Source organism: Paenibacillus sp. SEL3 (assembly GCF_054602585.1).
Map to the genome: position 1 here is coordinate 2,515,678 of NZ_CM137725.1, position 12,837 is coordinate 2,528,514.

The following is a 12,837-nucleotide window of genomic DNA, read 5'->3' on the forward strand; positions in this document are numbered from 1 at the left end:
ATCCCTACAATACATCAGCAAAATGAGGCTTCAATTTTTTCATTATGAACACCCCTACTATGAACAACAAACAAGTAAGTGCCCAATAGTAAACTGACTGATTATACCTATCCCAAAACCAAACTTTATAAATCAGAGAGTCCCTATATCCTTCGGCAATGTAATAAGCCGGGTTAATCTTCAAAATCCATCTGAATTGAGTCGGAAGCATATTCTCATTCCAGAGTATCGGTGTAAGCCACATCCCAAACTGCAAAACCAAACTAATAATCTGCCCCAGATCTTTAAAGAAAAGAATTAATGAACTTGTTATTAACGACATGCTATAAACTAAAGCGAATGCAGCTAATGAGTAATACAATAACTGTAAATAATATACATCTGGAAACAAACCGTACACTCCATATATAAGTACAATGATTAAAATGAAAAACAAATGTACGTAAGCACTTGATAGGATTTTCATAAAAGGAAGAACTCTTATCTGAAAAACAACCTTCTTCACAAGATAATTATATTCTAAAAGAGCATTAGTTGAATTACCTAATGATTCAGCAAAAAAGAACCATGGAACAATTCCAGCAATCAGCCAGAGGATATAAGGTACATTTTGAACAGGACCTGAACGAAATCCCACTTCAAATACAAACCAATAAATCAAGACTGTTATAATTGGCTGAACAAAGGCCCAAATAATCCCTAAATAAGAACCAGCATATCTAGTTTTAAAATCGTTCAGCGAAAGACGGTAAATCAGTTCTTTGTTCTGATAGAGTTCCTTCAGAAGTCCAAACACTTCTTTTCTTATTTTCAAAAGCAAACATAACAGTATAGATAAAATAAGAGAAATGCCGAGGCAAATAAAGTGCTTTACTAATGTATTATCTTCTAATATCCTCTCCTTGTTATTCGGAGGAAGCGAAACATAAACATACGGGTCATTGCCAGCTGTTTCAATGCTTACTGCTGAATCAAGGATATCATATTTAGAAATCTGGTTACTTTTCTTCGTTGAAATATTATTAATGCTAAACTCATAATTTTTAAGCAGTGAGGCTATTTTAAAATCAGACACCATCAGTAAAGATGGTTTACTTCCTAAATCCAATCTAATCTTATTAATATCGGTATTTAAACGAAACTTCAACTCCTGACTTACACCAGGAGTTGAATAGAGCAATGACACCGAGTTATCTTCGCTTAATACAGAACCTTTTTTTGTATCCATTAGGTAAACCTGGAAATCATCTTCGATTTTGCTTTTAACCGACATCTTTAAGTACATAGTAGTGGGCGTCTGAATAAATAAATTTAGCAGAACGGAGAAGACCAGCACACTGATCACAAATACAAGACCCCACTTCACTTTCAAAGAGAATCGCAAGTAGATAACCCCTTTTTCAATTTTTCATCATATTGACAATGTCATAAGCTAACTTTGCTACTCTCAGCTAAATCAAGCAGATACTTTCCATAATCAGTTTTCATAAGCGGTCTAGCTAAATCGGAAAGCTGACGATTGTTAATGTAGCCCATACGATAAGCTATTTCTTCAATGCTAGATATATATAACCCTTGCCTCTTTTGTATAGCTTCAACAAAATTGGAGGCTTCTAGCAAAGATTCATGAGTACCAGTATCTAACCAAGCCATACCTCTTCCCATAAGCTCTACTTTCAGACTTCTATTATTTAAGTACTTATCTATAACAGAAGTTATTTCAAGCTCTCCACGTGCTGAAGGAGTGACTTGTTTAGCATAAGCCGCAACTTTACTATCGAAAAAATAAAGACCTGGAATAGCGTAATCAGATTTTGGATGCTCAGGCTTCTCTTCAATTGATAAAACGTTAAAATCATTGTCAAATTCTACAACTCCATATGCTCTTGGATCTTTCACATTGCATCCAAAAATTATGGCTCCCTCAGTGAGTTCGGATGCTCTTTGTAGCGTCTTACTAAAGTTTAGTCCATAAAAAATATTATCCCCAAGGACAAGGGCTACAGGATCGCCATCTATAAAAGATTCCCCAATAATAAACGCTTCAGCTAACCCGTTAGGCTTCTCTTGAACGCTGTATTCAATCGAAATACCTAGTGCCCCGCCATCTCCGAGAAGCTCCTTGAAAAAGGGTATATCCCTAGGGGTAGATATAAGCAAGATTTCCTTTATACCCGCTAACATCAACACAGATAAAGGGTAGTAGATCATAGGCTTATCATAAATTGGAAGCATTTGTTTTGAAACGGCTCTAGTCAGAGGATAAAGCCTTGTTCCTGAACCTCCAGCAAGAATAATTCCTTTCATTAATAACTCTCCTTTTTTTAATTTTCACAACAAGATCCAGTAACATTCTCATTTACTCAACAACGCTTGAGCAAAAAGTATCTCAACTATCATATTTGTGCTAAAATATTGACGTATCTACAAGAAAAGGAGATTGTAAACCTTGTCGAATCCAGTATACGGGAAACAGGCCAAAACGTCGACCCGTGACGATAAAAGGCCGGCTATATTTTGGGTGTTAATTGTTGGCATGATTTTGTTCTTAGCTTGGGCCCCCTTCCAGGCTGCACTTTTTAATGGTCAAATGCTCGACTTTGAGAAGCCTCTGTATTGGGCTTTGATCATCAGCACGATTCTATTAATTTTAGGAATCGTAACCTATTATAAAAAATTCAAGCTAGAAGAGCAAAGGGATTGGCTAGTTGTACTAGTATTACTGCTTCCTCTGACCTATGTGCTTTCACTGACGTCAGCAGCTTCGCATTACCTGGCCATGAATATGGTGGTGGTACAATGCATATATGCTGCCCTGTTTATCATTTCAATCTATCTACTCCAGGATCGTTTAGGCAATAAGATTATTCACAACCTGATTATGACTGTTGCTTATATCATCGTAGGATTTGGCTTCATTAACTGGTTCGGACAGTGGGTACTTGCCGGCAAGATGGTAGGCTGGTTTAGCCAATATGTGTATCAGTATCGCTATACCAATGCAGTTATGACAGATACAAATGGTCTCCGGCTGACATCGGTGTTCCAATATGCGAATACATATGCCGCCTTCCTAATGGCTTTCCTGTTCGCTGCCGTTTTCTGTCTGATGAAATCGAAACTATGGTATGGCAAGGCTATTCACGGCTTCATGTTGGTGCCCATTTTGGTCTCGCTATTCCTGACCTTATCACGGGGCGGTCTGGTTATGCTGCCAGTCGTGTTCGTCCTGCTCCTGCTTTTCCTTAAACCAGCACGCCAAATTATATGGATTTTACATTGCGCCATTGCTGGTGTAGTGTCAATATCTATCTTGGCGCCGATTACAAATATGGGTTTACAGCTCAACAAGACCTACAACGGCGGAGAGGCTGCGAAGGCTTGGGGGTTACTTATTGGTGTCTCCCTGGCTGTAACTGTTGTACTGTGGGTTGTTGAACGTTATCTGGCACCAAAGCTGGAAAATGCCCTCACAGGATGGACCTCCCGCAAGTTCTCCAACCTGTGGCTACCTGTCGGATCAGTTGTGGTGATTGGCTTGCTGGCTTTTCTGTTAATAGGAACTGGCCTGCGCAGCGTACTGCCGGAGAATGTTCAGGTCCGGTTGGAAAACATTAATTTCCGCCAGCATAGTGTACTTGAACGAATTGCATTCTATCAGGATGCTGCCAAATTGATTAAAGATCATCCTGTTATTGGCACTGGCGGCGGCGGTTGGGCATCTTTATACGAAGAATATCAGGATTATCCTTATAGCAGCCGTCAGGCCCATAACTTTTTCATGCAGTACCTAGTTGAAGTAGGTATTTTCGGTTTTGTAATTTTAATGTCATTTATCTTATATATTTTCTACAAATATACTCGTAGCTATATTAGACAAAATGATGAAGAGCGAGATTCTCACTTTCTGTACCTTATTCTGGCACTCTCAATCTTACTTCACAGCTTACTGGACTTTAATATGAGTTACGTGTTCATGGGCATACTGGTATTTGTGAGTCTAGGCGGCATGGCCGTTGCTATGGACAGCAAGCCTCTTAAACGCTTATCCATGAGTGCTTCCGGTTTTCGGATCACGTACAGTGTAGTCATTGGTATTCTGAGTATCGTCGTGCTATTCTCAGGTTTTCGCTTTGTGCAATCGGCTAATGCCGCTTCATATGGCAAACAGATCATGGCGGTCAGCACATCTTTTGAGGAAATTCAAAGTGCTATTAATAAAGATCTTGAGCTTCGTCCTACACATCCGGATTCGGTTATAGGATTGGCTGCACTGTACAAGAATGTGTATGACCAAACGAAAAAAGAGGAATTTTATAACGCTGCAATAGAGGTACTTAATACGGGCTTGAAGGCAGAACCGTATAATAAAACCATGTATAACTTCAAACTTAACCTTTTACAAGCAAAAGGTGAGAATGAGCAAGCTTTCAGCATTTTGGAAAATAATATTCACAAATTTAACTGGGACAATGATTGGTACAATATGTTGATTACCCAGGCCTACACTATTGGCAATAAGGCACGTGAGCAGAAGGACACAGCTAAAGAACAGAAGTTTTTCCAAGCAGGTCTTGCTGCTTATCAGCAGGTTTTGGATAGGGTAGCCCATATTAAGACGCTTCCACCTGAAATTGAGTTGCCACGTACTTTTGAAGTAACTCCAGGTATTGCACTCAGTACTGGCAAAATTGAGTTCATGTCAGGTAAGCCTGCTGAGGCTGCAAGCATCCTCAAAAACGGCCTAAAGGACGACCTGAGTGATGCTACGAATCGTGAGGTCGCTCGCTATTATATCGTCGCTCTGCAACAGCAGGGACAAGATGACAAAGCTTTGTACGATAAGCTGATTCAGGCTGATCCGAAGGAGAAGGAGCAGATTGAACAGTTGAAATCGGAGAAATAGTTAAGAAAAAAGAGACTAGCAGATGATGTTACATCATACTGATAGTCTCTTTTTTTATATTGAGGAAGCATAGTTAGGTTTAGTGAGATGTTTATTTTTGTTGGTCAATCTCTTTAATAACCTGTCTCATATAAGCCAGTACTTCATCCTTAATCTCGTTATGCTGTAGAGCATAATGAATGGTCGTTTCAATGAATCCCAATTTCTCGCCAACGTCATGACGATTGCCATCAAATTCGTAGGCCAGAATGGGGCTCTTTTCTCCCAGTTTGGACAATGCGTCCGTCAGTTGAATTTCCCCGCCTACTCCTGCGGATTGCTGACCCAGGATATCAAAAATGTCAGGCGTCAAGATATAACGTCCCATGATCGCCAAATTGGAGTTGGTTTCTTCCTTCTTTGGCTTTTCCACTAATCGTTCCGCCTCAGAGATTTTGGAAGTAAGTGCATGACCTTCAACTATCCCGTAACGATGTACCTCGTTCCAATTCACTTGTTTTACACCTACAACAGAACGCTGATATTCATCGAACACGTCAATCATCTGTTTGAGGCACGGATTCTCAGACTCAACGATGTCATCCCCTAAAAGGACGGCAAAAGGTTCATCACCTATAAACTTACGTGCACACCAGATGGCATGCCCCAACCCTTTAGGTTCCTTTTGACGAATATAGTGGATATCTGCCATCTCTGATGGTTTACGCACTTCATTGAGCAGGTTCCATTTTTCCTTGGCAGTCAAATTATGCTCCAGCTCAAAGGAGTAATCAAAATGATCCTCAATCGCTCGTTTGCCTTTACCAGTAACGATAATGATATCCTCTATACCAGATGCAACAGCCTCTTCAATAATATATTGAATTGTCGGTTTGTCTACAATGGGAAGCATCTCTTTAGGCATCGCTTTCGTAGCAGGAAGGAACCGGGTTCCTAACCCCGCAGCAGGAATAATCGCTTTACGGATTTTCATAGGTTAAACTCCTTTGTCTTCAATATAACGGATAGATATACTGTCTATGATTATAACAGGAAGATAGATGAATTTGATAGGTTATAGAAGAAGACATCTTCCCTCAAAGAGAACATGTCTTCTAATCACTTGGTTTCTATATGAATATATTATGCTGCCGGAATCTTTCTGGCTCCCGAACAAATATACAGTTATTTACTTCACCAGCTGCCCACGTGTAACACCCAACTGATTCGTCGCTTTCAGCGTCTTCCATACTTGTGTTCCGCTGATTTCTCCGCGCAGGGCACGGTTATAAAGATCAATAACCTCATGCACTTGCTCCGGTGTCTCCTCCAAAAATTCCACACGGTAACGGGACACGCCCAGCTCCAGGAAGTTGGACAGGTATTCCGCGCCGGATTGCTCAATCGCGTTGTACACCGTGTTGCGGCAGCCTTCGTCCACACGGACCGGATGAGACATCCCAATTCGATCACGCAGGGATGCGCGATGGTCCTCGCACGGACGTCCACAGTTAGTGTAGTCGGTGCCTTCACTCATAAAGGTGCAGTATACGCAATGTTCAGTATGGAACATTGGCATATGCTGCTGGATCACGATCTCCAGCTTATCGGTACGCGTACGTCTGAGCATATCGACCATTTGCTGGATGTTCAGATCGTACGAAGGCGTAACCAGGTCGCAGCCGGAATCCAGGAACAGATCAGCCGCTTTATGGTTGGCTATGTTCAGCGAGAAGTCACCAATCAATTGCGGGTGATGTGCGTCCGGGTTCTCCAACCGATGTCGCAAGTAGAAATACAGTGCCCCTGGATTGCGTACCAGCACAGCATCCGGCTTTAGGCGCAGGATGTTGTTGTGGTAGCCATTTTCACCCGGCATGTGAATACGCGGGGTCGCCAGCGCAATTCGGCGGCCTGCAGCGTGCACAGCCTCTACGGCTGCTGGGAATTGCTTGATGAACTCGAAGTCGGCGTAGATGAATTCCACGCCGGCCTCGAGCGCAGCCTCCACCTGAGGGAGGCTGCGGCACAACGCGGTCAGCTCTGCCTGACCGCGTGCCACAGACGATGCCGGAGCCGATGCATCGTCATACACCTCGACCGCCCGTTTCGTGTACACGGGCGGTTTGGGACGCTCGCCCGCGAGCAGTTCCACCGCCTGACGGCGGATACCGTTCAGCTCGCGCATCGGCACGATGACGTCCCCATGCAGATGGACGTCCAGCTCTTCCAGCTGGAACACCGTTCCGCCCAGTCGGCCGAACTGCTCTTCGAGCAGTTCGTGCGTCATCGGACGCTTCTGGGCAATTTCAAGTTCCAGCTCGGAGTCCACGCGGACCGTTGTGCCTTTCTGCACGTCGGTCCACCATGTCGACAGCGGTTGTCCTGGGGAGCCGCTGACCCGCACATGTACTGGGAAGACCCGGTACGGCTTGTCCGTGTCGTACGACTGGCGCAGACGCTTGTCCAGCGCCGGGTCGTTGGTCTTCCAAATGCGATCGCCCACGTGTACACGGCGCAGATCGACATCGTTGCGTCCCGCTACAATGTCAATGATCCAGCCTTCTCCGGCTTCGCCTTCAATCTTCACGCCCTTGCGACGGATATCGTATACGCGTCCGCCTTCTTCTTTTTGCGTGGGATCTCCCGCATCGAATACAATACCATCGCCACGCTTGAGCGGTGCATCAATACGGCACACTACGCCATCACGAAGGATTTGTTCCACTCGGCCCAGATACACCCCCCGGCTTTTCGGGAACGTCCCGTCAACCAGCTTCTTGTTATTGGTTCCTTCGAGAAAACCGTGCGTAAAGCCGCGTGAAAAGCTCTGCTGCAGCTCGCGGATATCTTCTTTGCTCGTCTTGGATGTATCTCCATCAAAATACTTATCAATGGCCTTGCGGTACTTGCTGACCACATTTGCCACATATTCAGGTGTTTTCAGTCGCCCTTCAATTTTAAAAGAAACCACACCCGCGTCGATCAGTTCAGGCATCAGGTCAATCGCTGCTAGATCCTTAGGTGACAGCAGATACGTCACATCTGCCATTGGCTTCTGCTCTCCATCCACCATCAGATCGTAAGGCAAACGACATGCCTGTGCACACTCACCACGGTTAGCAGAGCGGCCGCCCCACATTTCTGAAGTCAGGCATTGGCCAGAATAAGATACGCATAATGCTCCATGTACGAATACCTCCATTGGAAGTCTCGCCTGATCGCCTATTTTTTGGATCTGTTTCAGGTTGTTTTCACGTCCAAGCACGACCCGTTCCATATTGTACGGCTTTGTAAACTCTACCGCTTCCGGCGAGGTAATCGTCATTTGGGTAGAACCATGAATCGGAAAATCCGGTGAAATGTCGCGGATCATTTTCACCAGGCCCATATCCTGGACAATTAAAGCATCGACTCCAGCATCAATACAGGCATCGACCAGCTCCTTAGCGTCCTCCAACTCGTTTTCAAATACCAATATATTGAATGTTAAAAAACCTTTAACCCCATAGCTATGCAAAAACGCCATAATTTCAGGCAGTTCCTCCATGCGGAAATTATTCGCCCGTGCCCGTGCGTTGAACTTTTCCACCCCGAAAAAGATCGCATCAGCCCCGTTTGCCACCGCCGCACGCATACAATCCCAGTCACCGGCTGGTGCCAGAAGCTCAACATCTTCTCTTCGTACTACTGATTTCATTTTTGTCCTCCCTATATGGAGAAATAACTGATTAACCTTGAGTTAAACGTTATTTTCCAGAGCAGCGATGCTGCTTATTTTATAGCCCTATGAATTATCATCCTATCCGATCATCCCCACTCTGAACCACTGGCTCGAGGGATAAATGGCATCCAACTCAAAAAATCCGCATCACGAACATTTGCGGCATAGTTATTCTTATCTTGTAACTAATCTAGTGTACCAGACTGCGTCCCAAGCTTCTACACTTTCCAAGCGATTCCTCATAAAAATCCTCTTACTAAAACATAAAAAACACCCCCATTCCCGTCAAACGGTACTTTGGAGGTGAAGAATCCTATAGAACAAGAGGAACAACGAAGTAATCAGTACTATCGAGCAGGAAGCCAAATAGTGATGAAGACTAGGCAATTTAGAGCGCTAGTAAGCTACACCAGCCTTTTTAGAATACGGTATCCTCGTTGACGCTAACAGCGTACCAGACAATGAATCCGAGAAAAGGGGTTCGTATTGGCTGATCTAAGTACCGTAAATATCTGCCTTCGCTCTTCCCTGCTTACCTCACTCATCAAAAGATTGGTGGTATTTGGCGGGCGCCAGCGAAGCGGGCCATTTGAATCCGTAGAAGCGTCAGCGTTCGCCTTTGACCCGGGATTCTTACATATTAAATCCTTATACAATCCAAGAATCCCGGGTCAACAGCGATCGTAGGATCAAATGGCACGCGTAGCGCTCTCACCATAACTCGCTAATCTCTTACCTACACCCTCTTACTTCACAAAATTAAACGAATTTAACGTCGAATCCAGTGCGTTAGACTGAATAGCCGTGTTGTTCGCATCATTCAATGTCGTTGTCACGGTATACGTTTTTCCGTCACGTTCTAAAACCAATTGGTGGCCTGTGTAGCCAATGCCTTCCTCGATACGATGGAATGTAAAGGACACTGCCGGAACACCAGCAAATGTTACGTCCTTAACTTCCTCAACTTTGAGGTTTTTGTAGTTCTTTGCTTGCTTATCGTAGAAGTCCTTGAGCTGGGATACCGTTAGTTCAAATGATTGGTCGTTGTCGATTTTGATGGAAAAACGTCCTCCGGTAAACTGGTACTCTACATCGCCCAATTCAAATTGATCGCTAATCGCGGTCCAATATCGTGGGATATTCACTGTATATTCATAGGCTTTTGACGTCTTTTTGACCGTTTTCGTTTTGTCTGTCAAATAGTCGTCTTCTTCCAACTGTCCAAAGTTACTCGCTACGGTTTGAAAATCGATTTGAAGCGAGGAAATGAGCGCATTGAACTGATCATTTCCTTTGCTTACTTTTTCAGGCACTGCGTATTCAGCCAAGTAGCGGTATCCATTTTGCTGAATCAGCACATTGTACTCTTTGACCCATCCATCGCCAAAATTATAGCGGTACTCCTGTACTAACCCTTGAACGCCTGCAACCTCCAGCGGATACGTCTTCTGTGCCTCATAAGCCGTGGACACAAATGAATCGCTCAGCCATTTTTGCAGCTGCTGGCCCCAGTTCTCCAATTTTCCATCTGCTGGAGCTGAGGTTACTTTCACACGGAAGCTCGATCCATCATTACTTTCATATTGCATCCGTTGATCGTCCATTTTCCAGCCTGCGGGTATGCTGAGTGACACACCGTAGTCTGGATTCCCGGCCTCGCGTGTGCCTCCTACGACAGTAGACAAGTCTTTAATACTTTTATCCTGCGCATTAAAGGAGGTCTTGAAGGAATTTAAAAGTCCCGCATACTGGGCCAGATCTTTATAATTCGTTGCTTTAGCATCGGAAAAATAAACTACATACAATCGTCCGTTGTCATAGTACTGACGATTTTCCCACAGCACGCCGTCCCCATCCTTCGTAATGACACGAGCATAAGGTACCTTCGCTTTCGGGAAGGATTTTCGATCGATCACAGTTTCTCCCGTTTCCTTGGCTGCCTGCACCAATTGTTGCAGCAGATCGTCCGCATTCAGTGGAACCGGCTGTGACGCTGTGTGCACTTCCATATAATACGCACTGTTCTCGTCCATAAATGTGGAAATACTCTCATCTCCACCTCCCTGACCGATGACGAGCCCTGTTGGATAGTTCATAGACCAGTCATAGTAACTGTTCCCGATCTGTGTCTTACCCTCATCATTATCAATGTTCGGTGTCTCTTCAGCTACCGTGCCTGCCTCTTCTTGTGCTTCCATCCGAATAATGATTCCGGCACCATTCTTCTCCAACTTACCGCCAAGTCCTTCTGCTACTTGACGCAGAGGCACCATGAGAATACCTGATGACATTTCCGGTGGAGCTGGAAGTGTCACCAGGTGACCTCTCACCCACGCTGTACGGCTACCAATGGTTAGCGATACAACATGAGTTCCGCTAGTGATTTTAACCACATTATCTTCAGCTAATCGAATTTTGCTGTTAAATGCCTTTTTAAACACACCAGCCGGAACCATCAGTGCACCACTTTTGGAATACGGCTTCGTAATATTGGCATTATGACCGTTCACGATGGCTGTATTGCTGCCGCTTTGCAACCGTAATTCCAGCATGGTTTTATCATGATCTGCTGCAACTGCTGGCAAAGCGGAAAGCAGAAGGGACAATGCGACAGCGCCGACCCCCAGCTTACGCATCATTTTTCTTTGAATATGCTTCACAGTAAATCTCCCTTTAGCTTTATTTTATAGATTCAAGAGGCATTATTGTTCACTTTCCAGTAGTTGCTCCTTGAGCTGGCTCCGATGCTTCCTTAGAAGGCGCTACACCACCATCTTCAGCGGCTTCCGAACCGTTCGAATCTTCACTATCTTCTCCAGACTGAATGGACTCATAGATTTCACCATTATCCTGTGTCAGTACCAGCTTGCGCTTCACAATATCACCGTCAGACTGCATAAGTACACTCACCGTTTGACCTGGTTGATAGTTTTTAAGCAGTTCATTGACATCAATAGCGGAAGCTACACGCTTACCGTTAATACTATACAGCTCATCGCCTTCCTTGATTTTGGCCTGAACGGCATTGGCTGAAGTAATTTTCGTAACTTTCAAAGGATCCTCGGTAGGTAATCCGACGATAGCTGACCAGCTTTCTTCCAGCCCTAGACCAAGACTAGCGCGCCGAACCTCTCCGTATTTGAAAAATTGGCCGATGACATATTTCACCGTATCCGCCGGAATCGAAAAGCCCATATTTTCAATGCCGACCGCCGAGAATTTCATCGTATTGATCCCAATGACCTCACCCTTGAGATTGACCAGCGGACCGCCGCTGTTACCAGGATTGATCGCGGTATCACTTTGGATCAAACGATAAGCAGCGTTGACACCACGGTTCAGCCCGCTAACCACACCTGAGGTTGCCGAATTGCGAAGTGAAAAGGATATAGGCGTACCAATAGCCACTACCTGCTCCCCTACCTGTAGACTGTTCGTTGAAGCTGCCAAGGTAGCGGGTTTGAGGCCGCTTGCCTTGATTTTAACTAATGCCAAATCACTGATCGGATCGCTATAGCTGTCGGTGATTCCGTAAGATTTTCCGTCCGAGGTTACGACCACGGCATCACCTAATCCTTCGATAACATGCGCATTCGTCACAATCCATCCATCTGTACGAATGATGACACCCGTGCCGTGAGCCAGGTTGTATCGATCTCCTCCTGCTACGGTCTCTCCCGTGGCTGAACGGCCAATAATACCGACCACAGAAGGAGATACATTTTTAACCACCTGCGGCACACGACCGGCCGATAACGTATATGTACCATTTGCGCTGTTATATGCGCCGCTGGTTCCTAATGCCTTATTCATATCGCTTACGTTAACATAGACCCCACCATTAATGACTTTGGCCTTTAACGCAGTCCCACTGCTGGCTGCACCTGCCGTACCAGAAACACATAGAGCGCTGCCCAAAGCCAGAACAACTGCCCTTTTCCCCATCTTACGCATATACTCACCATTCCCTCTCTTACATGACCCTGTTCTATCAGTTAGTCCAAATCTACCATAGAGGGGACACGTATACAATCGCTTTAAGCCCTATCTTTTTCTAAAAGGCGCCGTTTGCTGCATCCCTGTCCTCTCATGCTATTTATATTATAAATTTTCCAAATCCTTTATATCAAAAAAATAAGCAAAAACGATAAATAATCGTTATACCGTTTAGGTCATTCCTTCATTTACGGGCATAACCAACTATGATACCATCACATTATATCTTAGT

At 44.5% G+C, this 12,837-nt stretch carries 7 protein-coding genes; 1 reads left to right on the plus strand and 6 read right to left on the minus strand.

The window, feature by feature from the left end:
* Window positions 1–4: 4 nt before the first annotated feature.
* Entirely contained in the window at window positions 5–1,366 is a 1,362-nt protein-coding gene (locus ACYCS5_RS11785) for an ABC transporter permease (protein WP_341040428.1), read from the minus strand.
* A 59-nt stretch (window positions 1,367–1,425) separates the two neighbouring features.
* Window positions 1,426–2,307 (minus strand): glucose-1-phosphate thymidylyltransferase RfbA, encoded by an 882-nt coding sequence (gene rfbA / locus ACYCS5_RS11790; RefSeq protein WP_117290398.1) that lies wholly within the window; start codon window positions 2,305–2,307, stop codon window positions 1,426–1,428.
* Between the two features lie 142 nt (window positions 2,308–2,449).
* Between rfbA and ACYCS5_RS11795 the strand changes: the two genes are divergently transcribed.
* On the plus strand, window positions 2,450–4,906 hold the full coding sequence (locus ACYCS5_RS11795) for an O-antigen ligase family protein (protein WP_459761088.1): 2,457 nt from the start codon (window positions 2,450–2,452) through the stop codon (window positions 4,904–4,906).
* A 91-nt stretch (window positions 4,907–4,997) separates the two neighbouring features.
* On the opposite strand, the gene galU is transcribed toward ACYCS5_RS11795, so the two are convergent.
* The 4 genes from galU to ACYCS5_RS11815 all read right to left on the minus strand — a co-directional run bounded on the left by galU (window position 4,998) and on the right by ACYCS5_RS11815 (window position 12,563).
* A complete protein-coding gene (gene galU / locus ACYCS5_RS11800) occupies window positions 4,998–5,879 on the minus strand; it encodes a UTP--glucose-1-phosphate uridylyltransferase GalU (protein WP_459761089.1) in 882 nt (293 codons plus the stop codon).
* A gap of 195 nt (window positions 5,880–6,074) precedes the next feature.
* Window positions 6,075–8,585 carry a U32 family peptidase gene (locus ACYCS5_RS11805; RefSeq protein ID WP_459761090.1) on the minus strand — a complete coding sequence of 837 codons (2,511 nt, stop codon included), beginning with the start codon at window positions 8,583–8,585 and terminating at the stop codon, window positions 6,075–6,077.
* 770 nt (window positions 8,586–9,355) lie between these two features.
* A complete protein-coding gene (locus tag ACYCS5_RS11810; RefSeq protein WP_459761091.1) occupies window positions 9,356–11,269 on the minus strand; it encodes a stalk domain-containing protein in 1,914 nt (637 codons plus the stop codon).
* A gap of 49 nt (window positions 11,270–11,318) precedes the next feature.
* Complete coding sequence (locus ACYCS5_RS11815) at window positions 11,319–12,563, minus strand: S1C family serine protease (RefSeq protein ID WP_029514532.1); 1,245 nt, start codon at window positions 12,561–12,563, stop codon at window positions 11,319–11,321.
* Window positions 12,564–12,837: the final 274 nt, after the last annotated feature.